Raw genomic sequence first — 23,207 nt, 5'->3', positions numbered from 1 at the left:
TGGTAGCCATAATAATGGCGGTGGTGGTGGTGTCAGTTTCTTAGGTATTGGTGTTAGCGGTAGTGGTTCTAGTCAAGGTAGCACAAATAAGAGTGACTCCCGCGACCAACGCAACAACCGCACAGAAGAAAATAGCAGCAGTTCCTCAACAGTAGCTCAAGGCAAGAATTGTGATGCTTTTGTTAACTCTGCCGCTGCTAGAGATATGAACTTTGAAGACAACCTCACCCGTCGTTATGAAATCAAATCTGGTCGTCGGGGACAGCAAGTAAATCAACTGCTAGAGGATAAATAAGGTAATTGATAATTAGTAATTGGTGTTGGGTGATTGGGAAAACTTTTCTCCTATCACCTTATTTTAGTTTGAGGAGAAATTCACAATGAAAAGCTCAAATCGGGGGATAACTATTACCCTCAGTACAATCTTATTTTTATCTATCACATCTGTTGTTCATGCTCAAACTCCTTCTCGGCACATTCGTGATTCGCAAATTCTCCCCTATTTACTAGATAATCCCGATCAAAATTCATCAGTGCGAGTACGTTGTATACCTACTCAGCGACAGGAAATAGACCGACGAAGACGCATGATTAGAGATAGTCTACTGCTACCGAATCCTAATACTGTCACCATAGAAATAGAAGGAAATTGTCGAGGTGTGAGAATAATTACCCCAGAAACCACAGATTTTTTAAATCCCTCTGATTTTAACGACGACTGGTTAATTCGTGAAGGTTCTGGTTGGAATTGGTTGTTACATAATCGTTAATCTATACAAACAGGTACGGTGTTCAGAATATTTCAGCGCCGACAATCATCTTTTCTGATTTTTTATCACTTGATTGCATAAACTCATAACCCCAAACCTATTGATTGAGTGAAGGGTGAAAACCTCAAAGACACTCACACCAAAGGAAAACGGTTATGAAAACACAAATGCTTTTGAGTCTTGCTTGTTCTTTATCTCTGTTGACTTCTCTCACAGTTCCAGCTAATGCTCAACCAATTCCTTCCCAACCTCCAGTAGTCAGTCAAGAGATTACCATTCCCCAGGATACAGCAATTATTGTCTCTTTTCCTGCTCCTGTCACTGTAGATGTAGGACAAAAAAAGGATTATCCACTCACAGTTCCTTTATCTAGTGCAATTAAAGATAGTCAAGGTAATATGATTGCACCAGAAAATACACCTGTTAGTATTGTTCTTAAACCTGCTGAGGGAGGTGCTAAAATTGTGGCTCAATCTTTGGTTATTAATGGACGCATTGTTGCCATTAAAGCATCTAGTCAAATAATTCCTGGTACTACTATTACCCATAAGCGAGCTAATGATAAAGCTGTGGAAAATGGTTCTATTTGGGGAAGAATTGGTGGTAGTACTTTAGGCTTTTTAAGCCAAGGTGATCCTGAGCAATTTGACCGGGGGGCAATGTTAGGAAGCGCTGTAGGATTGGTTTCCGGCTTACGTTCTGCTGAAAATACCCGCATTGTTCAAATTGCCCAGAGCAGTGTTTTTGTGTTGTCTCTTGATGCTCCAATTAGCGTATCTATTCCTTAGTCAAGTTTATAGCAATGCTAAATCTTTGAATTACATTTGAATTACAAAGGTTGCAAAATTGTTAGATGAAAGTTATTGCTAGTTTCAGCTTTCAGATATTGCTCTTGTAGTGGTTGCCATTGCTGCCACAATTGGTAACGATTTGCTGCTAATAATGTGGTTAAACCCCGTAGTTGACTGTTGAGTTCTGATTTGAAAATATCCGCCAGCCACTCATTTAAAACCACGCTATCTTGCATCATACCCAAACTTTCTTGGATATGTTTTACATCTGTAATCTTGGCTGTGAAAGATTCACCATATAAATCAGTAAATAACTCCATTTGGTAGCGAATACGTTTGGCTTGTTTTCGCAAACTATGCAGAGTTTTACCTTCAGTTTTCAGATGTTGTTCTAGTTGTTCCGGTGTCCAGTTAGTTTGAACTACAATTTCTGAGTCTGCAACTTCAGTCCCAATCAGCCACCCTGGATGTAAGAAAAATCCACTCACTTCAGGTAATAATAAATCTGGTAACACTTGCTGAATTGGCAAAGATGCTAATGGTTGATAACTAGGTTTTTCTAACCAGTCCTGTAAGTCTTTTTTGAAATCTTTGTAAAGTTCATCTTTGAAGATTTTATGAACATGAGAAACTTCAATTTCTCGCTGTTTATCTAAAGTAGAAAAAGCTATTTTTAGAGATTCTTGTTCTTTAGGAAGCAAATGTGGTTTGTAATTGTTTTCCAGTATCTCTTTTAGCACGTCTAAATCTCGGAGCTTTCCCAGAATCCGGGCAATTTTACCAATATTTTTGTCGCTGACTGACTTAGGTAAATTTAAAGATAGCCCGAACCGACTAACGGCTGTGCGTAGACGACGCATTCCTACACGCATTTGGTGTAGTGCTTCTGGATCTTCATCTTTCTTGACTGATTTTTCCCACTTTACGGTTTTTTTAAAGTGTTTGTCAATTGCTTGGTACGCAAAATCTCCTAGAGTTTTGATTGTTGTTGTGGTGTCTGGATTCATAATTAATTACAATTAACTTTCTAACAGGTTTTTGCATGATAGCACTAGTGAAAAATTAATATCTATCCTTTTATAGAGTTTTTTAACAATATTTGATACTTGATAAAATTAATATTCTATATTTATAGATACTTGAAATTTAAAGATTAATGTGCATTAATTACTAATTATTGATTGTGTATTGAGATAAGGTAATCTGAGGAGATGTTCATCTCATAACTATCAAATTAAATTAGGAGATTTGAGCAGTTTTAAAGATTAGTAGAGATAGCTTGTACCGGGCAAGTGGGAATACACTGTTCGCAGACAATGCAACGCGATCGCGTGAAGGTGAGTTTATAAGTCTCTGGGTTGAGGGATAAAGCTTCAGTTGGACAAACCCCAGTACACAAACCACAGTCTACACATACATCTTCATCAATCACAATTTCACCTAAATTATGGGAAACACTAATATGTTGCGATCGCATCCACTCAATCGCTGCATCTAACTGATCGATATCCCCCAATAGTTCTACTACCAGTTTACCAATTTGATTAGGAGCAACTTGAGCGCGGATAATATTAGCAGCAACGTTAAAATCTTTTGCTAGTCGATAGGTGACAGGCATTTGAATGGCACGTTTAGGAAAGGTAAGAGTGACACGTTTTTTCATTTCATTTTCCTGTTAATTCTACTAAGATAATTATATTGTTTAATAAGTTTTAATAAATTTCCTATGAGTACAGATACACCTGTAAAGCCAGAATCTACTGTTGCTGGGCGCTTGAAAAACTTCATTATAGTCATTGTAGCGATCGCACTGAGTGCAGCGCTATTTTTAGGACTGCGAACCCAGACAAATTCCGTTTCTCTCACCCAATTAGATCAAGCATCCACACCCTTAGAGGTCGCAGTTAGCAATAATAAACCCAGTCTAGTAGAATTTTATGCTGATTGGTGTACTGTCTGCCAAAAAATGGCTCCAGATATGGCTCAACTCCAACAGCAATATGCTGACAAGCTGAATTTTGTCATGCTGAATGTAGATAATACCAAATGGTTGCCAGAAATGCTCAAATATCGGGTAGATGGCATTCCCCATTTTGTGTTTTTGGGCCAGCAAGGAGAAGCTATAGCTGAAACAATTGGCGATATACCCCGTTCCGTCATGTCCAGCAATTTAGAAGCCTTAGTAGCGGGTTCTGCCCTTCCCTATGCCCAAGTTAGCGGCCAGGTTTCCAAATTCTCAGCCCCAGTATCAGCTGATGGTAGTCAAGATGATCCTCGTAGTCATGGTAGCCAAGTTGTAAATTAATTCGTAATTCGTAATTCGTAATTCGTAATTCGTAATTCGTAATTCGTAATTCGTAATTCGTAATTCGTAATTCGTAATTCGTAATTCGTAATTCGTAATTCGTAATTCGTAATTCGTAATTCGTAATTCGTAATTCGTAATTCGTAATTCGTAATTCGTAATTCGTAATTCGTAATTCGTAATTCGTAATTCGTAATTCGTAATTCGTAATTCGTAATTCGTAATTCGTAATTCGTAATTCGTAATTCGTAATTCGTAATTCGTAATTCGTAATTCGTAATTCGTAATTCGTAATTCGTAATTCGTAATTCGTAATTCGTAATTCGTAATTCGTAATTCGTAATTCGTAATTCGTAATTCGTAATTCGTAATTCGTAATTCGTAATTCGTAATTCGTAATTCGTAATGGGTAATGAGTAATTAATTGCTCATTACCTAATTTTTATCTTCCAAAACACCACTGCTAATCATCAGTTTTGGCCAGATTAACAAAAAGAAACCCATCCAAATTAATAAAGGAATAGCAACAAGAATTGTTAGCCAGATAATTTTAAATATTAACCAGCTACCGCTAATCAATGTTACACCTGTGAGAACTATTGACCAAGGCTGACACCACCAAGGTTTATAATTCCAAGGACTTATAGGCTTTTGTTCAGACATTGTTTGTACTTAAAAAAGTTTCTTATCAAAAAAAACCAAATGCAAGGAGTTGAAATTTAAAAAAGAAAATGATTGGTAGTAGTAATTTAATCTACTACAACCTGATCACATTTAGCGTCCATCAGCGTTCCATTTTTCCAGAGCTATGTATTCGTTCTCCACTAAATCTAAAGGCTCAATGACACCGCTAGAACTGGATACACGAAACCAATAAACTGGATGAGTAATTTTATTTGGGTGATTCTCAAACACTCTAACTACATAGAAAGACGCATTGACAGTAGGAGAACTATCAACAACCGCTGCAACACGGATGCTCCCTTTAGAAAGGTTTTCAATTTCTCGTGCTTTGCGCTGCACTTGTGGGAGATTCCAGACTAAATTGTAGGCTTTTGTTGCATCTATTGTTTTGGTAGCTTTATTTGTTTTAGCCACAGTTGGTAAATAAGCCAATCTCTTATGAGTCTGATTTTCCTGATGATGGCTAATGCTGACAATGCTTGAATATCCTCCTACAACTCCTAGAATGAATGACGCAATTAGAGGGTAATAGTTGAATTGTTTATTGATGCTACGCTTAAGCATAGTGATGCACCTCCGTAATCATCTAACTTTTATTCCTGTATAACTAAGATACCAGGGGTTAGACCCCCCATGTCTAGTCTTGACAAGAGTGTAGATGTTGTTGTACTGAGATGGGTTGGATTTGGCGAATATTTTTTAACCGGCTTCAGCCACAAAACCGGATAGACAATAGCGATCCCCATCTCTTACCATCCTATAACTAATCGTGGATATGTTGGTAGGTGTTTTTGTCTTGCTAGTAATGATCCCCATTCACGGCAAATCACCAAATGGCTATTATCAAACAGTGTTGAAACTTCAAATTATGTGGAAACTTTTGGTTGGTTATTGGGGCTAAATAGTGGTAATAAACTTAATATTGTAATTGTAGCGATCAAAAAAACTATGTTTTCACATAAATTACAGGGTGTGATTTTTGCAATCTTCTTAACCCTAAATATGTTCATGCTTCCTGCGGTTAGTTGGGCTGCTGGTTTAGGAATTGAGTCAGGACATCTTGCTTCTTGTCCAACTTCCCCGAACTGTGTTGTCAGCCAAAATGCTGATGCTAAACACACCATTGAACCAATTCCCTATCATCTAGACCATGATACAGCTAGAGAAATCTTACTAAAAGTTCTAACTGTCGTTCCCCGCACAGAAGTTATAGAACAGACAGATAATTACATTCATGCTCTTTCTAAAAGCCGTATTTTCAAGTTTGTGGATGATGTAGAATTTTATTTACCTGCCGATGAGTCAGTAATTCATATACGTTCAGCATCTCGCGTGGGAGATTCGGATCTGGGAGTTAATCGCAGACGTATGGAACAAATTCGTCTGGCTTTGCGCGACTTCAATATATAATTAGGCATTGCTTTCTTAACACTGCACTTTCCCAAATAGCTCATGTTTTCCGATTTTAGACAAATCACCGCAAAAATATGGATTCAGTAAATTATTGGCTCATGAAATCAGAACCAGAAGTTTATAGTATTGCTGATTTGCAACAACAGCATGAGACTATTTGGGACGGTGTACGCAATTATCAAGCTCGCAATTTTTTGCGCCAAATGCAGTTGGGAGACTTAGCTTTTTTTTATCATTCTAATACTAATCCTCCTGGTATCGTGGGGTTAATGCGTGTAGTTAAAATAGGTATTGCTGACCCAACACAGTTTGAGCCAACTAGTAAATATTATGACCCTAAATCAACTCTTGAATCTCCCCGGTGGCAAACAGTAGGAGTGAAATTTGTCGAGACTTTCTCTAACCCCATTTCACTATCAACACTCAAAGAAAAATTTACCTCTGATGAGCTACTTTTGGTAAGACCAGGAAATCGTTTATCGGTGATGCCTGTATCGTCAGCAGTAGCTAATAAAATACAGAATATAGCATAGAAATTGATATTAATAAAGTAATGAATTACGCATTTATGAATTGTGGATTTTATCTCTTCTATGGTGCGTCAGATCCTACTAAGTAAGTGGGCGTTAAAAAATATAATACAAACCTAACCCCCCAACCCCCTTCCCTACCAGGGAAGGGGGAGTCAAAGCCTCTCCCCTGGTAGGGGAGAGGTTTGGAGAGAGGTTTTATATTTAATTGTGCCAAGTTACTTAGAGTGAAAATTAAATATGCGTTATCTGGAACCTTTGTAGAGACGTTCCATGGAACGTCTCTACAATCTTTGTCACCAGATGTCTTCTACTGCTCCACAATTTCCCGCACCAAAGCCGCTAACTTATCAGCACTATCGGGAACTGCGATCGCTTTTGCCCTCTCTCCCATCTTCGCCAATTCTGCTGGAGACTGCAATAACTCCAAAACTCGCTTTTGTAATATTTCCGGTGTCAACTCTGACTGTTTAAAGGTTAAAGCTGCACCAACATCAGTAAAAACCGCAGCATTATAAGATTGATGATCTTCTGCTGCAAAGGGATAAGGTATCAAAATTGCTGGTGTACCACAGACTCCTAATTCTGTTAAACTCCCAGCGCCAGAGCGACTAATAGCTAAATTAGCACGGCGCAATAAGGGAGCCATATTGTCATAAAAAGGTAACTCTATATACTGGGGATGTTGCAAACTTGCTGCTTCTGGATCTTTATCGCCTGTTAAATGTACTACATAAGCACCAGCGTCAAACCAAGCTTGAGCAGACTGACGCACCAATTTATTCACAGCTACCGCACCCTGACTACCCCCAAAAACGACAATTAGAGGTACACCGTCAGGAATTGGTAAATCTAGAGTATTATCTATTTCCTCTTCTAGGAATTGAGAACGCACAGGAGTACCCACACAAACATTTTGGGAACGGGGTAAATATTTAGCAGCAACATCAAATCCCACCGCTACTGCACTACACCAAGGGCCAAAAAAGCGAGTGACTTTACCCGGTAAAGCGTTAGATTCATGGAAAACGACGGGTAAACCCAAAGAACGAGCCGCAATTACCGCAGGGCCAGCAATATAACCACCCGTGGTAAACAATCCTTGAAAATTCCCCTGTTTGAGAATGCGTCTGACTTTGAGAATTGAACTGAGAAGCTTAACCAAAATTCGCAGTGAGGAAAAGCCAAAACCTTGCTGAAACCCTTCAACTGCGATCGTATTCAAAGGATATTGGTCTGGAACAAGCTGAGTTTCTAGTCGGTTGGGGACACCCAGCCATTCAATATCATAGTCTGGCAGTTTTTGTGCCAGTGCGATCGCTGGAAACAAATGTCCACCAGTCCCACTAGCAGCTATTAATAATTTTATGGGTGCGTTTGCCATTCAAGCCATACCATTTAGCGCCTAGCTTAACTAAGATAAAACAAATTCCTTACATTCTCTAATCAAATCAGTAAACTATTACTAATGACTAACAATATTGCCTTGTTAATGAAACGCAACAAAAAAGTTACTAGCAGCATTTCTCTGCTTTCGTTCCTACTAACACTGGGTTTCAGCAGTACTGGACCATTTGCTCAAGCCGCTACACCCGATAATGCACCCGCATCACTGAAAAACCTGTTGACACAAATTGATACAGCTGCTAGTCGGGGTGATATTAAAGGAGTAATGCAATTTTACAGCCCTAATTTCACTCATGGCGATGGTTTAAACCGCCAAACGATGGAACAAGCTTTAACATCTTTCTGGAAGCGGTATCCCCAATTACGCTACAGCACACGTCTGCAATCTTGGAAATCTGAAGGCAATAGCATTATTGCAGAAACTGTCACTAACATCACAGGTTTACCCTCTTCTAATAGTAGTAATCTAGCTCTCAACGCTACGATTACTTCACGTCAGCGTCTGACTGGTACAAAAATCCTGCGCCAAGACATTTTATCAGAACGCACTCAATTGACCTCTGGTAGCAAACCACCCCAAATAGAAATTAACCTACCACAACAGGTAAAAGTTGGTCAGCAATATAACTTTGATGCTATTGTCCAAGAACCATTGGGTAATGATTTCCTTCTCGGAAGTGCGCTAGAAGAAACTATCCAACCAAACAAATATCTCAACCCTACATCGATAAATTTAGAATTACTGAGCGCTGGTGGACTGTTTAAAATCGGACGCGCACCATCTACTCCTGGTAATCAATGGATTTCCGCAGTAATTCTGCGTAATGATGGCATGACAATGATTACTCAGCGTTTAGTGGTGAAAAAGTAATAACTTAGTCAATTAGTCATTGGTCATCTCCAAAAAAGAATGTAGAGACGTTCCATGGAACGTCTCTACAAGGGTTCTGGAAAACGCATATTTAAATTCGGTCGATGTCTATTGATCATTAATGATTCTTGACTATTTACAACATTTTTTCATATTTTGAGATTCCTCTGGAGCGCCTCTGCGTCTGGAGCGTGATACAAAAAAACATATACAACAACAATATTGAAAATGCTTTCTCTAGAAAATCAAATCGTATTCATCACAGGTGCAAGTAGCGGAATTGGTGCAGCTTGCGCCAAAATCTTCGCTAATGCAGGTGCAAAACTGATTTTAGCCGCTCGACGGTACGATCGCTTACAAGAATTTGCTAAAACCTTAAATTTACCAACTGACAAAATCTATTTATTGCAACTAGATGTGTGCGTAGGCGTAGCCAGCCAAGGGCATCGCTCATCAGTCGAATCCACTATCTCTAATTTACCCCCAGATTGGTCAAATATTGACATCTTAATCAACAACGCTGGTTTAAGTCGCGGATTAGATAAACTCCATGAAGGCGATATCCAAGACTGGGAAGAAATGATTGATACTAATATCAAAGGCTTACTCTACCTCACCCGCTACGTAGTTCCCGGTATGGTTGCTCGTAATCGTGGTCATGTAATTAACCTTGGTTCTATTGCCGGACATCAAACTTATCCCGGTGGTAACGTCTACTGTGGGACAAAAGCCGCAGTTAAAGCCATTTCCGAAGGTTTGAAACAAGATTTATTAGGAACTCCCATCCGTGTAACATCTGTTGATCCGGGAATGGTGGAAACAGAATTTAGCGAAGTCCGTTTTCATGGTGATATAGAACGGGCTAAAAAAGTTTATCAGGGACTTACTCCCCTTACTCCTGATGATGTCGCTGATGTCATATTTTTCTGTGCCACGCGATCGCCCCACGTTAATATTAACGAAGTCATACTCATGCCCGTTGACCAAGCTAGTGCAACTTTAGTCAATCGACGCATCTAAATAACCTAATTGGGCAAATCCCTGCTAAAAATTAGGAATTCCTGCACATTCTCCACCATCTTAAAATGTCCCCAGAATTTCCTATCGGTAGTAAAGTCCGTGTCGTAGCACTACCACCCTACGTCAAAACCGCTGACCCAATGCCTATGTTACGCCCTCCTAACGTCATTAACATAGGCGAAGAAGGTATAGTCCTTGACCGCCGTCCTGGAGGATATTGGGGCGTGCGCTTTGGACAGGGAGCCTTTCTCATAGATAGCCAATACATTGAAAGTACAGAACAACTTCCTGAATCTCAACCCGAATCAGAATAGCAGCTATTAAGGATGATAACTTAACATAAGTTATTATTCAGAGTTATTATTCAGGTTTACACAATGATTTCCCGCCGCACTTTTATCAGCATCTTATTTGCCGCTTGTTTGTCCTTGATGAGTTGGTTAAACTTCACCCCCACTGCTCATGCTTTAGGTGGTAAACTACCGACAATTAACCAACCAGCGCCAGAGTTTACATTACCCACCAATACAGGAGAGGGTAAAATTTCCCTCTCTGACTTGCGTGGTAAATGGGTAGTTCTGTATTTTTATCCTAAAGATTTCACATCTGGCTGCACAATCGAAGCACGTCGTTTTCAGCAAGATTTGCCCAAATACATAGAAAAAAATGCGGAAATTATCGGTGTTAGTGCAGATGACATTGATTCCCACGCCGAATTTTGTGACTCAGAAGGGTTAAAATTTCCTTTATTAGCTGATACTAACGGCGCAGTCAGTAAAACTTACGGTTCTTGGATAGGCTATGTATCTATGCGCCACAGTTTTATCATTGATCCTCAGGGTGTTCTCCGTGATACTTTTGTGAAAGTCAACCCAAACATTCACAGTGCAGAAGTTTTAGCGCGACTGGAAAAACTACAGTCAGCCGCTTCTTAATTCAAATTTCAAAAAGTTAAAACACAGAGGGATTAAAAGTTAGTTGAATTTACAGTAGAATTCAGGAGTCAGAAGGGGCGTATTGCAATACGCCCGTACAGGAGTCAGGAGTAAAACTGGCTTTGTGTATAGGTTTCAATTTAGATTTTGTACCTCCTAACTACGCAACCTGCTGTATCAACATTTATCTCCTCTGTATTCTCTATTTCCTCTGAAGTGATCACCTCTTTTTTATGAATAATTGGTAATTCTTAATTCTCTCCGCGTCCCCGCGTCCCCGCGTCCCCCCGTCTCCCTATCCCCGCGTCTCCCTATCCCCAACTCCCCAGGTAATATTTCCAATGAATCATGATCCTTTTATAGTTCCACCAGGTACAAAGATTTCTTTAAAAAATGACTATAACCCAAGTTATCAAACATCCTCTGAAGAAAAAGTCGATGCCAACATAAAATTAACAGCAGGTGTTCAACAATTAGCTAATTATCAAGATATTCTTTATGCTCAAAACACCTATGCCTTGCTGATTATTTTTCAAGCAATGGATGCTGCTGGTAAAGATAGCACCATTAAACACGTAATGTCTGGTATTAATCCCCAAGGATGTCAGGTTTTTAGTTTCAAAGCACCAAGTGCAGAAGAATTAGACCATGATTATTTATGGCGAACAACCAAGGCTTTACCAGAACGGGGACGAATTGGCATATTTAACCGTTCATACTATGAAGAAGTACTAATAGTGCGCGTACATCGAGAAATGCTAGAAAAACAACAACTTCACTGTATTCCTCAAGGTAAACATATATGGCAACAGCGTTTTGAAGAAATCAATAATTTTGAAAAATATTTAGTAAATAATGGAATTATTGTTCTCAAATTTTTTCTGAATGTCTCAAAAAAAGAACAGAAAAAACGATTTTTAGATAGAATTCAATCACCAGAAAAACATTGGAAATTTTCAGCTAGTGATGTAAAAGAACGTGCTTTTTGGGATGATTATATGCTTGCTTATGAAGAAGTTTTTAATCACACTAGCACTGAATTTGCACCTTGGTATATTATTCCTGCTGATCGTAAATGGTTTACAAGGTTGATAGTCGCTGATATTATCTGTAAAAAATTACAAGAATTAAATTTACAATATCCAACTCTTAGTGAAGAGCATAAACAGCGACTTTTGGAAGCTAAGAAAATGTTGGAAAGCGAAGATTAACTGACCGCAGTTTTCATTGCTTGTAAGTAGGTTAACAGAAAAATTTAAAGGTATGTGAAGAAAAGTAAAATCGCCCAAAGCTCTCTTCCTGTTCCCTGTTCCCTTGCCCCAACGACAATTTTTAACGCCCACCTACTTAGATGAGAGTGCGATAGCGCAAGTGCTGAACCGTTAGGTCTGGGAATCGTCTTTGCTGATTAGTTAATTCATTATATAATGTAATCATCATCCTATCGAGTCAGGAGAAATTATTATGCTGACTAGTGATACTAACAAAACATTATATGAACAAGATTTTTACTTATGGATACAAACCACTGTTAAACTATTGCAGGAAGGTAAACTAGAACAATTAGATATTGATAATTTGATTGAAGAAATTGATAGCATGGGGCGGAGTGAAAAGAAAGAATTAAAAACTCGCTTAATAGTCTTAATTGAACATTTATTAAAACTGCAATATTCGACAGAAGAGAAAGATGATAATGCCAGAGGTTGGCGCAATACGGTTGTTGAGCAAAGACGACAAATAGCTTATACTCTGGCAGATAGTCCCAGTTTGAAATCTGTCTTAAATGATGTATTTCTAGACTGTTATGCAGATGCTAGAAATGATACCCTCAGAAAATATCAACTTGACTCAGAATTATTCCCCGAAGATTCACTCTTCTCTTTAGTTGATATTCTCAATGCAGATTTTATCCCCTAACTTTAAAGACATCACTTCTTATAAATCAAAAACGCTGAACCAATAGGCCCAAAGTTTTCCAAATAGATTTTCTTGTTGTAATACAATCCCGGAGACATTCCTCCATCAAATAAAATCCCTTCTTGAATTCTTCCTAAACAATTCTTTCTAGCAATTCCTGTTAACACATCATCAAACTGACTGGGTAGCAACTCTTTATTATTAGCAGAAATTTCCATACTAGAATTAGCTTTTGCATCATTGACTAACAGAATTACATAACCTTTACTTGTAATCGCAGCCATAGAGCGATTAGTTGCACCTTTACAAGCAAATTCACCCAAGGCTTTACAAATATCTTTAAACTTACCTTGACTATAAAATCTGCCGTTACCTCCCACCAAATTATAATTAAGAGAATTAGCTCCTCTTCTCCCAGTATCAATAGTAGCTCTACGTTCCCTTGGATTTCCACCTGATATCCCAAAGGAAGAACGTTTATTTTTAAATACACCTGAATACTCTACCCCACGAGAAATATTTAAACCTTGGGGTTTATTCACAGTATCTATATAGTCAGCATTAATAGCTGCAATTGGTGATTTACCATTTAATTTAGAGTTTTCATCCGCAATTAGTTGACCAAACTGTTTGGGTATGAATTCTTTACGAAAATTTCCTCTACTATCTTTAGCATATATTTTATGAGCCAAACCCACATTAACTTTAAAATCTAAATCTGGGGATTTAGGATTAAAAAGAATTACATGATTGATACCTTTGGTGTATCTTTCACCTTGATTATTAGTCTTAAAAAATTCAATACTAAACTGAGAATTATTACCAGGACAATTAGTGGATGGTTTTGGTGCTGAACTAACTACCATATCCTGACAACCTGATAATAAACCTGCGGCAATTGTTGCAATAAATAAAGAGAAAGGTAAGTTAAAACTTCTTTTCTCGCAGGAGAGAGGTTTGGAGAGAAGTCTTAAATTTAATTTTTTGAAGTACATATCATGAAAAAAAACGCTACAGAATTACTATAGCGGGAATTATGTTTAAGTCCAACAAATCGATATAATCCCGCCCCTTCATGCCGTTTCACTTTAAGCTAGATACAAATCAACGGACGCTCTTATGCGGAGATTAATTTGTACCTTTCTTTTTAAAATCAGGGGATATAGTTGATTCCCCAAATTGCATTCATGGAAGAGTATGACGTTGTGGAGAAACGATTTACTTGTTCTTGGAATTCTAAAGAGTTTTTCACTAGGTCTTCTTAGCGATTTATCGCTCTCTTGCTAGGTTTGATAGGGCTTTATCCCTTACTACTAACTTTTCTTTTATTCAGTCTTACTACTTATCGCAGTAATTTGTAATTTCGGAGCAACTTTGTATTTTCAGCAGTCAGTAATTGCTGCAAGCTATCAACCTCTTTCAATATTTCAATTTCTTGTGTGTATGCTTCTTTTAAAATTGACAGATATTTCTCCCGATCTTCTTCATTCTTAGCCTGTTTGAGCATATGAATTGCCATATTAATACTAGAAAGCGGATTGCGTAATTCCTCAGATAATTTCCCTAAGACATTACCTCTGATTTGTGCTAGTTGCTGGGAGTTTTGCAATTCAGTCCGATTCTTCTTTATTTCTTGTTGGAGTGTTTCTGACTTATGAGATTCTTTCAGATATGCCTGATTTGAAATTGAATGTCTTTCTAAACGTGCTGTTACTGCTTGTAAGATTTCAAAAGGCTCAAAAGGTTTGGTAATGTAATCATCAGCCCCTAGACCCATTCCTTGACGCAAATCATTACGTCCGATTTTAGCTGTGAGAAAAATTAGGGGGATATCAGCAGATTGAGGATCTTGTCGCAGTTCTTGTAACACTTCATAGCCATTTAACCCTGGCATCATAATGTCACAGATAATCAAATCAGGATTTTTGCTTTTAGCTAACTGTAAGCCGATTGTGCCGTCTGCGGCGGTAATAACGGAGAAATCCCCTAGTTCTAAAATTTCTTGAAGATTTAGCCGAATTTGAGTTTCATCTTCAATTACTAGTATTAAGCTCATAACTAAGAAGCATCATAAGATAGTGGTTTGCAGTTGAATCCAATACAGACCTAACCCCAACTTAATTCCCTACATTTGCGGATCATCCCAAAGGCAGGAAAGGGGAGCAAGCCTCAAAGCTTCTTACCTCGCTTTGCAGCAGAGAAGTTTAGAGGGGAGGAAAGCTCCAAAGCGAGATCGGGTTCCTAGGGTTTGGAGAGAGGTCAGAGGTCTCGCATACGAAGGAGAATTACTATATAGATTTATCTAACATAATTATCAGCGAATTCCTACAAACAAATCACGGATTGTAAGGGAATTGTCACAATAAAGTCTGTCCCCATTCCTAATTCGCTATTTACAACTTTTTGTCAACCCATAAATCTTAATTTCAACTTCTTTGGAGATTATTTCTGATTTGAGCTTCATCTTCAATAATTAAAATGTTTTCCATTTGATTTTCCTTTTTTTCGTGATAATAAATAGGTTTTTTTAGAGCTTTTTAGTTGTTGGCTAGTAAAAAAATCTTCAAGTCTTCTATTCCTAAAGGACGACTGAAAAAATATCCTTGGATTATAGAACAATGATTTTGTTTGAGCCAATTTAGCTCTTCATTGGTTTCTACACCTTCGGCAATGATATTTATATTTAAGCTATCTGCTAACTGAATTATACTTTTAACAATTGATTGCTTATTTTCTAATTTATCAATATTGCTAATGAAATACCGATCTATTTTTAAGTGATTAAAAGAAAATTCTTGCAGATATTTAAACGATGAATACCCTGTACCAAAATCATCAATTGATAGTTTAATGCCATGATTTTTTAACTCATTCATTTTTCTTTTTACTACTTCAATATCTTGAACAAATACAGTTTCTGTTAGTTCTAATTCTAATAGATTCAGATTGAAATTTGTGCTGGTCATTATCTCATTAATGTGTTGAATAAAATTTTCTTGTCTAAACTGATAAGCTGATATATTGACAGCTACATTAAAATTACCCAATCCTTCTAGTTGTAAATTTTGCAATTGCGAACAAGCCGTTTTTATAATCCATTCTCCCAAGGGAATAATAAAGCCTGATTCTTCAGCCATAGGAATAAATTCTGCTGGAGAAATCATTCCATATTCTGGGTGTAGCCAACGGATTAATGCTTCCACACCGACAATTTTTTTAGTCTTGATATTGATTTGAGGTTGATAGTAAAGCTGAAATTCATTTCTTTCAAGAGCCTGCCAAAAGTCAGATTCTAAAATGACTTTCCTAAAGACAATATCGAGTATTTCTTGATTGTAAAAATGATAGGAAGTTTTATTTTCTTGTTTATAATGCTCTAGGGTAACTTCTGCATGAGTCAATAGTTCTCCTAGTTGCAGTGCATCATTGGGATAACAAGCAATGCCAATTTTAGCTTGAACAGAAATTTCTTGATTATTGATAATTAAGGGTTGTGATAGACTATCCAAAATTTGTTCAGCAATACCAGCAGCTACTTTACTGTCTTGAACTGGTTTTAACAATAGTGCTAGTTGGTCAGTTTTTAAGTAAGCAATTAAGTCAATAATCAGATTGGGAAAGTTTAGCTGATTTAATCGTTCGCCTACAGTTTTAAGTAACAAGTTCCTTAAACTTGGGTCAAAGCATAATCTAGTTCGGTAGAGAATATCTATATCCATCAGTAATAAGGGCAAAAATTTACCCTGATTGTAAGCTTGAAGACGAGTTTGATTGAAATACTCTTCTAAGAAGAATTGATTGGGTAAACCAGTTAAGCTATCATGACGCGCTAGATAATTGATCTGATTTTCCATCTGCTTAATCTGACCTTTGTAGCGTTGAGTAACTATTTGGCGTTTTTCTAGTTGAACCGAAATTACCCGGAGGAGTTCATTGGGTTCAAAAGGTTTAGTTAAATAGTCGTCTGCACCCAGTTCCATTGCTTGACGCAAATCATGGTGTTCTGCTTTTGCAGTCAGAAAAATTAAGGGAATTTCCGCAGTCACTGGCTGTTGACGCAATGCTTTAATCACTCCATATCCATCTAACCGTGGCATCATCAGATCACAAATAATCAGATTTGGCTGATGTTGTTGAGCCATTTTTATCCCCAGCCATCCATCTTCTGCGGTGATGGTAACAAACCCCTCTAGGTCAAGAATTTCTTGAATGTTTTCTCGTATTTGAGACTCATCTTCAATAATCAGAATCGTATTCATATAAATTGGGGAAAACTAAGGGTAAAAATTCAGATTGCTGAGTTAGTCAATCTTATTGCCTTATTATGAGCAATTACGAGTTATTTGCGCTTCGTGATAAATGAGGAATAGTTCACTCTTAATAATGGTGATTATACTGTCGAATGAGCAGATTATTGACGTAGATATACTTAAGTGCTTAAATATTACTGATGTTTAAATCTGTACACTTGATCATCATGAATGGACATAAGCAAATGATTTAACAGATAAACGTCAAAAAATTGTGAATTATTGAGGAAAGATTTGTAGTTAATACAACCTAATTATTCGATGGGGAATTAAACCCAAAAATTACGAATTATGAATTAGTAATTAGTTAAACCCTTGCTCCCTGTGGTCGCAGCTTACCTTAGGGGTCAGTTTTCCTCCAGCAAAGCTGCCCCCTAACTCCTGCCTTCGATAAATAAAATTACAGCAGGAGATATCATAGCAATAAACGGTAAAACATTAAGGCATTCATATGATAAAGGAAACCACCTTGGCGGATGATCATCACATCAAAAAACCCGCTACAGGATGACTATAGCGGGGATTATTAAAAATTGCAGTTATGGCGTAATGTAAAATTCAATGTGAAATCCTAAAATTACGAAAGCCATTCCAGAACAGCTTCTTCCTTGGTATTGGTATTGCGAGAAGGTGTTTCCCGCTCAAACTTCATGTGAATTGAACGGCTTTGTTCACCATCAGCAGCAACAGCTAAAATTGGGTAATCAATTACACCATCTTGGAAGGACATTTGGAAACGGAATGTACCATCTGGATTCAGCTTAATTGGACGACCACCAATAGTTACATTCGCATCTGGTTCAGTTGCACCATATACAATCAATTCAGCGTCAGCAATTAACCAGAACTGACGAGGACGTACAGGTACTGCGGAAGCAGAGAAGCCTACACCAGACATACCTACACCGGACATGGTTAAACCAGACACGGTAGGAACTGCCCACATACCCACACCAGATGGGAAGACGTAGGAACTGATAGCTTGTTCTGGGCGTACAGAACCGACTACGTGCTGCATGGAACCGAATATAGAACCGGCTACCCGTTGTGCTTCCGCAGATTCTGCTAAACCAAAGATTTGGTCATAAATGGGGTTGCCATTTGTAGCAGCAGCAGCAGCAGTAGTGGCAATTTTCTTCGCGGGTGGAACTAATTCATACTTAGTCTTACCGCGCAAGTCTTCTTCAAAGTCTACGGTGATGAAGACATCTTCAATCCAGTCGGAAGGATAGACGGGAGGAATGTGAACTCTTGCAGAACGAGCTAATACTAACCAACGACCATCTGCAGTACGATAACCGATATCGATGACATAATCGCGATCGCTCACAGGAATGGGTATATACCATTCTCTTGCTAGTTCATCAGCAGGATATTCCTGGATACTGTGGGGACTTTGATGCTCGATATTAATATCAGTAACATCATAAATCCGCAGTGCTAGGGTCTGTCCGCCTTGACGACGGAGTTCTTCTTTGTGATCATTGGGAATATCCCAGTATGTGTAAGCCCATTGAGGATCACGAGGTAATAAAACAATGCGGCTTTCTCCATAACCTGCTGGTAAATCGGCAAGTGCCTCATCCACATCAGCTAGAGAGCCACCAGTACGATCTTCCTGACCTAATTCAAACTTTGCTGCTTCCACGGTTTCCTGTGCCTCCAGTGAACGAGATGGACTAAGCGAAACTTTGTTGCGCTGGATTTCTTGAATAGATGCCAGCAATTGAGATTTACGCATTCGGCTATAGCGAGAAACACCAAATTCACTTGCAACTTTACGAAGTTGCCGTAATGTCATCTCCTCTAGCGGGGGGCGTTCTTTTGCCATTAGTTTGGCCTCCAGTAGTTTTAAAGGTAAATGATATCCCTGGGTTATAGAATGGTTGTTAAAATGTCACCTATCCCAGATGAATTTCTTATTCCTGACTTCTGGTTTTGCCCAGTTTATAAGTGTTTTAGTTTGTTTTTAAATTGAGTTTCACAAACTTTTGATTCCTTGTCTTGCCATCATTAGCATTTCTTCGGGATCAGCGGTTTGCTTTCGTTAAATAGATATTAACCGGTAATCATGCCTAGTGAGCAAGGGGTGTGAAGACGGTTTTTGGTCTGTTTGACGTATTTATCAGTCCTTCGGGGATCACTATGTCATCAAATCCTGACATAAAGACGAATGAGTGGGTAGCTATGTCAATATTTCATAACATTAATATTCCCAAGTTTAATGATGTAGAGGCGTATTGCAATACGCCTCTACTGGAATACGCCCCTACTATCGCGGTAATTTTGCCGATAATAGTCTTGATATTCTTCAGAAAGCAGCGGTTTCCACCAATGATGATTTTTGAGATACCATTGCACTGTGATACGTAAACCCTCAGTAATAGTTACAGAAGGACTCCAACCAAGCTCAGTTTTCAGCTTATGAGCATTAATTGCATATCGTCGGTCATGTCCTGGTCTATCTTTGACAAAAGTAATCAATTTTTCTGATGGACGCACTGGTAAATCAGGTGCTAACTCGTCCATAATTTGGCATAATGTTTTTACAAGACTGATATTTTCTACTTCATTATTACCGCCAATATTGTAATTTTCTCCCGGTTTTCCTTGATGAATTATTACATCTAAAGCACGACAATTATCATTAACATAAAGCCAATCTCGCACATTTTTACCATCTCCATAAACTGGTAAGGGCTTACCCATTAAAATATTGATACACATTAAAGGAATCAGCTTTTCTGGAAATTGAAAAGCTCCATAATTATTAGAGCAATTAGTGATAATTGTAGGTAATTTATAAGTATGGTAGTAAGCACGAACTAAGTGATCACTTCCAGCTTTTGAAGCTGAATAAGGACTATTAGGAGCATAAGCTGTAGTTTCCGAGAAAGCCGGGTCATTGGGGCATAAACTACCATAGACTTCATCAGTAGAAATATGAAGAAAAAGATAATTATCTGGGTTTGCTTTTGTTTCCCAATATTGACGGAAGGATTCTAAAAGGGTGAAAGTTCCCACTACATTAGTTTGTACAAAATCCCCAGGAGCAAGAATTGAACGATCTACATGAGATTCAGCAGCGAAATGAGCTATGGTATCAATATTTTCTTCTACTAAAATTTTATTAACAAGAGAAGCATCGCCAATATTTCCCAGGACAAAGCGAAAATTCTCTTGTTCCTGAACTAACTTCAAATTGGGGAGATTTCCAGCATAGGTTAGAGCATCCAAAACCACTACACGGTCATTTGGATAAACCCGACACCAGTGATGTACAAAATTCGCACCAATAAACCCCGCACCCCCAGTCACTAGTAAACGACGACTCATAAAAATTTTAGATTTTGGATTTTAGATTTTGGATTTAAATTCTTGTTTACAGCACTTCCCAGTGTCATGAGGTACAAGAACCCCACCCCCAACCCCCTAAGAGCAAGCGATGAGGGGGCTATGATGTACCTTATAACAAAGGAATCCGTTGTAATGACGAATTACGAATTATTTCAACATTCTTTTTCTCTGTTGGATTTCTTCTGTTGTGTATAAACATTGCCCGTAACATTTATACATTAGTTGAATTATTTTTTATTTAAAAAATTTCTTTTTCACTTTACTATATACTCTTTGGATAAATAGTTTTGTTAAACGTAATCTTGTTAAATTTTTAATCTTTGTTGAGTAATGGCTTTTGTGGTCAAAAAACTCATTTATTTCTGCTAAAATTACTGTAAATCGCTGAATAATATTCTCAGTTCGGTACTGTGATAAAACCTCTGTTGATAAAGTTAAGGAAACTGGAGATTTTAAAGACTTTAAAATTTTTTGTACATCATATTCTAAAGAATAACCAGCAATTTTATAGCAATTAAATCCAGGATCTAAATAATCAGAAAGTCCGCCGTTCACACTAGAAAAAACTTGACAACCACAAGCGAAGGCTTCCATAGGCTGTAAACCAAAACCTTCACTAACGCCTTGTTGCGCCCAATATTCAGCGGAGTCGTAAAGATAAATTTTTGCTCGTTTGAATAATCCCGGTAAATCTTCGATATAAGAATCAACGACAAAGACTTTGCATTTTTGCTGCAATGCGGGAATTAATTCTTTGATTAAATACTCAGAAGATTTTCGAGTTTGAACTAAAACATCAATATCTCGCTCAAGATGCAAATTTGTAAATTCATCAGCGATTTGATTAGGTAAATAATAAATTAAAGAATTAGGTGATTTTTGTCCCCAATATCCCATCGTGTTACGGCTAACTGTAATGATGGGAATATCTGACGGTAGATTGAAATTATAACCCGCAGTGTGAGCATGATAAACCACATTGTATTTTTGCAGTTTAGGCGCTAATTTAGCAATATCAAATCCCCAGCTAATCACAAAAATAACATCATTTAAGTTATTCTCTTTGAGCAGATCATCCAGAAAAAGCTGACCTTGTTCGCGTTGACGATAAGTGACAACTTCCGCACTACAAATTTGTCGAGCTAAATTAACTGTTTTTAACTCTGCCCAAAGACCACCACAGGCAAATTTTCTATCTGTTCCTGGTACTAAAAAGTAAAGTTTTCTCATTAGATAATTAATAGGTATTTAAGTAGAAAGGCACAAAAAAACCGTAGACGCGCAGCGGCTTCTCGAAGAGTACCATGTAACTAAAAGTAAAGTTGCTCAAAAACCTCTTTTCTTCTGCCTTGTCATAACGACAACTTTTAACGCCAACCTGCTTACTCACACCATTTGACTTTGACAAAATGTGATTCACGTCCCCAAGCATCACGTGTTTGGATAATATTTTCAGTCTCTAGATTAAAGGGGATAGCTGTTGTTAAATAACGTTGAGCTATGGAACCTAAATCGGGTGCAAGTTCAGATGCTGTTGTCGCTGCTAAACCTAAACCTATGAGTTGTTCAATTGGTCGAAATGGTAGCAATAAATGCACACTTACAGCTAGCCCAGCAGTTAATAGCATTGCTACAGATAAATTTGTACCGCAACGGGGATGCACAGCTAAATCCCATTCTCCACTGGTGAGGCGATGTTGGGCTAGTGTTACCGCACGCCGCAAATGACTGATATTCACATTACCATAAAGGTAAAATCCATGTTCTGTAGACAAACCGCCTAATAATTCGTTATCCAATTGCACATTTGTCGGCTTTCCTGGAGGAGAACAAGCACTTTTAGTTTCGCTGAGAACCCAAACAGTAGCGTGTTCTAGGGCGTGAACCTGACGCAGCATGAGAATTTCTTGTAACCCAGGAAGAAAAGATAGCTGTTTGAGTAATTCAGCATCTTGCTTGGGAGATGGTGCTATAAAGTCAAGGTTAAAGAAGTTAAAGGGAGATGAGCCGTCTGGAAAAGAAGCAGTAATATTCATTTTCCCCAAGCTGATAGAGCAACATAGATTTCTTTCCAATGTAGCGCTTGTAGAACTAAATTGTTGCTAATTTTTGTGGATAATTTATTGAAAAAGATGAAGGTTTGGGGAAAAGAGTAAAGTAAAATTATACCCTTTTCCCCTTACGCCTTGCCTGACTTATTGTAAAAGTCTATTGATTCCTTGAGCCTTGCCTCAATTATCTGTTTTGCTGAATTGTAAGAGGAATGATGATATACAGGTTCCGATACTGAAAAGAAAGTTGATTCCTTAGCGTCAACTCCCGCTAAGTGAAAGTTGCGGAACTTGTGGTAGAGGTTCACACTGAAAAATAAGAGTGATGAGGAGAACAATCAGTAAACCTCAAAATTGACTTTTCAGCATACCAGATAGGAGTAATAGCAATCAACTAACCAACGGTTCCATCGTTATGATTGGGAAGAGTACAGCAATTGACATCGTTCAAGCATACTTTTCCCCATTGCAAAGCCCAGCGAACCAAAGCGACGCGGTTATCGGTCTTGGTTTTGGTGAGAATGTTGCTGATATGGTTATCAACTGTACGTTTGCTGATTTCCAGTTTGGCTGCAATTTCTTGGTTAGTTAAGCCAGCGGCCACTAAGTCGATAATTTGCAGTTCTCTGTCTGACAGACTAACAGGGGTCTGAGACTCACTAGCAGCCATGACTTATTTATTCCTCTCTTGGTATATGTACTCAATCACTATTTCTAATTCTAAAAGATTCTCTCAGAGCTAGGCATTACAAATGTTCCTACTAATACCAAAGTCAATATTTTCTTTGGATTTTATAGCAGGAGTCAGGAGTCAGGAGACGCTTCGCAGACCTATGGCTTACG

The 23,207-nt window shown here is 38.1% G+C and carries 24 protein-coding genes and 1 pseudogene; 12 read left to right on the top strand and 13 right to left on the bottom strand.

Annotated features, from left to right (window positions below; all coding sequences use genetic code 11):
* The 3 genes and pseudogenes from A9Y75_RS11545 to A9Y75_RS11535 form a co-directional block, all read left to right on the top strand.
* Positions 1 to 295 (top strand): annotated as a pseudogene (locus tag A9Y75_RS11545) (hypothetical protein); the annotation flags it as partial.
* An 85-nt stretch (positions 296 to 380) separates the two neighbouring features.
* Positions 381 to 770 (top strand): hypothetical protein, encoded by a 390-nt coding sequence (locus tag A9Y75_RS11540; protein ID WP_071189719.1) that lies wholly within the window; start codon positions 381 to 383, stop codon positions 768 to 770.
* A gap of 155 nt (positions 771 to 925) precedes the next feature.
* Positions 926 to 1,558 (top strand): hypothetical protein, encoded by a 633-nt coding sequence (locus A9Y75_RS11535; protein WP_071189718.1) that lies wholly within the window; start codon positions 926 to 928, stop codon positions 1,556 to 1,558.
* Between the two features lie 41 nt (positions 1,559 to 1,599).
* Here the strand turns inward: A9Y75_RS11535 and A9Y75_RS11530 are convergent, their stop codons facing one another.
* Together A9Y75_RS11530 and A9Y75_RS11525 are read right to left on the bottom strand one after the other, a co-directional pair.
* Positions 1,600 to 2,568 (bottom strand): CHAD domain-containing protein, encoded by a 969-nt coding sequence (locus A9Y75_RS11530; RefSeq protein ID WP_071189717.1) that lies wholly within the window; start codon positions 2,566 to 2,568, stop codon positions 1,600 to 1,602.
* A gap of 251 nt (positions 2,569 to 2,819) precedes the next feature.
* Complete coding sequence (locus A9Y75_RS11525) at positions 2,820 to 3,224, bottom strand: NIL domain-containing protein (protein WP_071189716.1); 405 nt, start codon at positions 3,222 to 3,224, stop codon at positions 2,820 to 2,822.
* 63 nt (positions 3,225 to 3,287) lie between these two features.
* Between A9Y75_RS11525 and A9Y75_RS11520 the strand changes: the two genes are divergently transcribed.
* Positions 3,288 to 3,866 carry a thioredoxin family protein gene (locus A9Y75_RS11520; RefSeq protein ID WP_071189715.1) on the top strand — a complete coding sequence of 193 codons (579 nt, stop codon included), beginning with the start codon at positions 3,288 to 3,290 and terminating at the stop codon, positions 3,864 to 3,866.
* A 435-nt stretch (positions 3,867 to 4,301) separates the two neighbouring features.
* On the opposite strand, the gene A9Y75_RS11515 is transcribed toward A9Y75_RS11520, so the two are convergent.
* Both A9Y75_RS11515 and A9Y75_RS11510 read right to left on the bottom strand, forming a co-directional pair.
* Entirely contained in the window at positions 4,302 to 4,529 is a 228-nt protein-coding gene (locus A9Y75_RS11515; RefSeq protein WP_071189714.1) for a DUF6737 family protein, read from the bottom strand.
* 111 nt (positions 4,530 to 4,640) lie between these two features.
* Positions 4,641 to 5,114, bottom strand: a complete 474-nt coding sequence (locus A9Y75_RS11510) for a hypothetical protein (RefSeq protein WP_071189713.1) — start codon at positions 5,112 to 5,114, stop codon at positions 4,641 to 4,643.
* Between the two features lie 384 nt (positions 5,115 to 5,498).
* Here A9Y75_RS11510 and A9Y75_RS11505 point away from each other — a divergent pair, with 384 nt between their 5' ends.
* On the top strand, positions 5,499 to 5,960 hold the full coding sequence (locus A9Y75_RS11505; protein WP_071190119.1) for a DUF1499 domain-containing protein: 462 nt from the start codon (positions 5,499 to 5,501) through the stop codon (positions 5,958 to 5,960).
* A gap of 101 nt (positions 5,961 to 6,061) precedes the next feature.
* Positions 6,062 to 6,496, top strand: coding sequence for an EVE domain-containing protein (locus tag A9Y75_RS11500; RefSeq protein ID WP_177176182.1), 435 nt, complete (start codon positions 6,062 to 6,064; stop codon positions 6,494 to 6,496).
* A gap of 307 nt (positions 6,497 to 6,803) precedes the next feature.
* Here the strand turns inward: A9Y75_RS11500 and murG are convergent, their stop codons facing one another.
* Complete coding sequence (gene murG / locus A9Y75_RS11495) at positions 6,804 to 7,877, bottom strand: undecaprenyldiphospho-muramoylpentapeptide beta-N-acetylglucosaminyltransferase (RefSeq protein ID WP_071189711.1); 1,074 nt, start codon at positions 7,875 to 7,877, stop codon at positions 6,804 to 6,806.
* An 84-nt stretch (positions 7,878 to 7,961) separates the two neighbouring features.
* Between murG and A9Y75_RS11490 the strand changes: the two genes are divergently transcribed.
* The 6 genes from A9Y75_RS11490 (at position 7,962) to A9Y75_RS11465 (ending at position 12,646) form a co-directional block, all read left to right on the top strand.
* On the top strand, positions 7,962 to 8,771 hold the full coding sequence (locus tag A9Y75_RS11490) for a hypothetical protein (RefSeq protein WP_071189710.1): 810 nt from the start codon (positions 7,962 to 7,964) through the stop codon (positions 8,769 to 8,771).
* Between the two features lie 228 nt (positions 8,772 to 8,999).
* A complete protein-coding gene (locus A9Y75_RS11485) occupies positions 9,000 to 9,791 on the top strand; it encodes an SDR family oxidoreductase (RefSeq protein WP_071189709.1) in 792 nt (263 codons plus the stop codon).
* A gap of 65 nt (positions 9,792 to 9,856) precedes the next feature.
* Complete coding sequence (locus A9Y75_RS11480; protein WP_071189708.1) at positions 9,857 to 10,105, top strand: regulatory protein SipA; 249 nt, start codon at positions 9,857 to 9,859, stop codon at positions 10,103 to 10,105.
* A 63-nt stretch (positions 10,106 to 10,168) separates the two neighbouring features.
* The gene (locus A9Y75_RS11475) at positions 10,169 to 10,726 is read left to right on the top strand and encodes a peroxiredoxin (protein ID WP_016952434.1); all 558 of its coding nucleotides are present in this window, start codon (positions 10,169 to 10,171) and stop codon (positions 10,724 to 10,726) included.
* A gap of 341 nt (positions 10,727 to 11,067) precedes the next feature.
* Positions 11,068 to 11,937, top strand: coding sequence for a polyphosphate kinase 2 family protein (locus A9Y75_RS11470; RefSeq protein ID WP_071189707.1), 870 nt, complete (start codon positions 11,068 to 11,070; stop codon positions 11,935 to 11,937).
* Between the two features lie 253 nt (positions 11,938 to 12,190).
* Positions 12,191 to 12,646 (top strand): DUF29 domain-containing protein, encoded by a 456-nt coding sequence (locus tag A9Y75_RS11465; protein ID WP_071189706.1) that lies wholly within the window; start codon positions 12,191 to 12,193, stop codon positions 12,644 to 12,646.
* 11 nt (positions 12,647 to 12,657) lie between these two features.
* On the opposite strand, the gene A9Y75_RS11460 is transcribed toward A9Y75_RS11465, so the two are convergent.
* The 8 genes from A9Y75_RS11460 to A9Y75_RS11425 form a co-directional block, all read right to left on the bottom strand.
* Positions 12,658 to 13,512 carry a phosphodiester glycosidase family protein gene (locus A9Y75_RS11460; protein ID WP_236721382.1) on the bottom strand — a complete coding sequence of 285 codons (855 nt, stop codon included), beginning with the start codon at positions 13,510 to 13,512 and terminating at the stop codon, positions 12,658 to 12,660.
* A 476-nt stretch (positions 13,513 to 13,988) separates the two neighbouring features.
* On the bottom strand, positions 13,989 to 14,702 hold the full coding sequence (locus A9Y75_RS11455; protein WP_071189704.1) for a response regulator: 714 nt from the start codon (positions 14,700 to 14,702) through the stop codon (positions 13,989 to 13,991).
* A 481-nt stretch (positions 14,703 to 15,183) separates the two neighbouring features.
* The gene (locus A9Y75_RS11450; RefSeq protein WP_071189703.1) at positions 15,184 to 16,905 is read right to left on the bottom strand and encodes an EAL domain-containing protein; all 1,722 of its coding nucleotides are present in this window, start codon (positions 16,903 to 16,905) and stop codon (positions 15,184 to 15,186) included.
* A gap of 628 nt (positions 16,906 to 17,533) precedes the next feature.
* Positions 17,534 to 18,787 carry a DUF4912 domain-containing protein gene (locus tag A9Y75_RS11445; RefSeq protein WP_071189702.1) on the bottom strand — a complete coding sequence of 418 codons (1,254 nt, stop codon included), beginning with the start codon at positions 18,785 to 18,787 and terminating at the stop codon, positions 17,534 to 17,536.
* Positions 18,788 to 19,209: 422 nt separating this feature from the next.
* Positions 19,210 to 20,292, bottom strand: coding sequence for a dTDP-glucose 4,6-dehydratase (rfbB, locus tag A9Y75_RS11440; protein ID WP_071189701.1), 1,083 nt, complete (start codon positions 20,290 to 20,292; stop codon positions 19,210 to 19,212).
* A 255-nt stretch (positions 20,293 to 20,547) separates the two neighbouring features.
* Positions 20,548 to 21,543, bottom strand: a complete 996-nt coding sequence (locus A9Y75_RS11435) for a glycosyltransferase (protein ID WP_071189700.1) — start codon at positions 21,541 to 21,543, stop codon at positions 20,548 to 20,550.
* A gap of 152 nt (positions 21,544 to 21,695) precedes the next feature.
* Positions 21,696 to 22,349, bottom strand: coding sequence for a DUF6391 domain-containing protein (locus A9Y75_RS11430; RefSeq protein WP_071189699.1), 654 nt, complete (start codon positions 22,347 to 22,349; stop codon positions 21,696 to 21,698).
* Positions 22,350 to 22,758: 409 nt separating this feature from the next.
* On the bottom strand, positions 22,759 to 23,034 hold the full coding sequence (locus tag A9Y75_RS11425; RefSeq protein ID WP_071189698.1) for a response regulator transcription factor: 276 nt from the start codon (positions 23,032 to 23,034) through the stop codon (positions 22,759 to 22,761).
* Positions 23,035 to 23,207 lie beyond the last annotated feature (173 nt).

The sequence above is a fragment of the Trichormus sp. NMC-1 genome (genome assembly GCF_001858025.1).
GTDB lineage: Bacteria > Cyanobacteriota > Cyanobacteriia > Cyanobacteriales > Nostocaceae > Anabaena.
This window is presented reverse-complemented; position numbering and strand designations above follow the sequence as displayed.

Coding starts and splice junctions, on each gene's coding strand:
- A9Y75_RS11520 (WP_071189715.1), top strand. CDS start 3,288: ATGAGTACAGATACACCTGTAAAGCCAGAATCTACTGTTGCTGGGCGC.
- A9Y75_RS11500 (WP_177176182.1), top strand. CDS start 6,062: ATGAAATCAGAACCAGAAGTTTATAGTATTGCTGATTTGCAACAACAG.
- A9Y75_RS11530 (WP_071189717.1), bottom strand. CDS start 2,568: ATGAATCCAGACACCACAACAACAATCAAAACTCTAGGAGATTTTGCG.
- A9Y75_RS11465 (WP_071189706.1), top strand. CDS start 12,191: ATGCTGACTAGTGATACTAACAAAACATTATATGAACAAGATTTTTAC.
- A9Y75_RS11535 (WP_071189718.1), top strand. CDS start 926: ATGAAAACACAAATGCTTTTGAGTCTTGCTTGTTCTTTATCTCTGTTG.
- A9Y75_RS11425 (WP_071189698.1), bottom strand. CDS start 23,034: ATGGCTGCTAGTGAGTCTCAGACCCCTGTTAGTCTGTCAGACAGAGAA.
- A9Y75_RS11450 (WP_071189703.1), bottom strand. CDS start 16,905: ATGAATACGATTCTGATTATTGAAGATGAGTCTCAAATACGAGAAAAC.
- A9Y75_RS11515 (WP_071189714.1), bottom strand. CDS start 4,529: ATGTCTGAACAAAAGCCTATAAGTCCTTGGAATTATAAACCTTGGTGG.
- A9Y75_RS11505 (WP_071190119.1), top strand. CDS start 5,499: ATGTTTTCACATAAATTACAGGGTGTGATTTTTGCAATCTTCTTAACC.
- A9Y75_RS11455 (WP_071189704.1), bottom strand. CDS start 14,702: ATGAGCTTAATACTAGTAATTGAAGATGAAACTCAAATTCGGCTAAAT.
- A9Y75_RS11475 (WP_016952434.1), top strand. CDS start 10,169: ATGATTTCCCGCCGCACTTTTATCAGCATCTTATTTGCCGCTTGTTTG.
- A9Y75_RS11435 (WP_071189700.1), bottom strand. CDS start 21,543: ATGAGAAAACTTTACTTTTTAGTACCAGGAACAGATAGAAAATTTGCC.
- A9Y75_RS11460 (WP_236721382.1), bottom strand. CDS start 13,512: ATGGTAGTTAGTTCAGCACCAAAACCATCCACTAATTGTCCTGGTAAT.
- A9Y75_RS11470 (WP_071189707.1), top strand. CDS start 11,068: ATGAATCATGATCCTTTTATAGTTCCACCAGGTACAAAGATTTCTTTA.
- A9Y75_RS11525 (WP_071189716.1), bottom strand. CDS start 3,224: ATGAAAAAACGTGTCACTCTTACCTTTCCTAAACGTGCCATTCAAATG.
- A9Y75_RS11430 (WP_071189699.1), bottom strand. CDS start 22,349: ATGAATATTACTGCTTCTTTTCCAGACGGCTCATCTCCCTTTAACTTC.
- A9Y75_RS11485 (WP_071189709.1), top strand. CDS start 9,000: ATGCTTTCTCTAGAAAATCAAATCGTATTCATCACAGGTGCAAGTAGC.
- rfbB (WP_071189701.1), bottom strand. CDS start 20,292: ATGAGTCGTCGTTTACTAGTGACTGGGGGTGCGGGGTTTATTGGTGCG.
- A9Y75_RS11540 (WP_071189719.1), top strand. CDS start 381: ATGAAAAGCTCAAATCGGGGGATAACTATTACCCTCAGTACAATCTTA.
- A9Y75_RS11490 (WP_071189710.1), top strand. CDS start 7,962: ATGACTAACAATATTGCCTTGTTAATGAAACGCAACAAAAAAGTTACT.
- A9Y75_RS11480 (WP_071189708.1), top strand. CDS start 9,857: ATGTCCCCAGAATTTCCTATCGGTAGTAAAGTCCGTGTCGTAGCACTA.
- A9Y75_RS11510 (WP_071189713.1), bottom strand. CDS start 5,114: ATGCTTAAGCGTAGCATCAATAAACAATTCAACTATTACCCTCTAATT.
- A9Y75_RS11445 (WP_071189702.1), bottom strand. CDS start 18,787: ATGGCAAAAGAACGCCCCCCGCTAGAGGAGATGACATTACGGCAACTT.
- murG (WP_071189711.1), bottom strand. CDS start 7,877: ATGGCAAACGCACCCATAAAATTATTAATAGCTGCTAGTGGGACTGGT.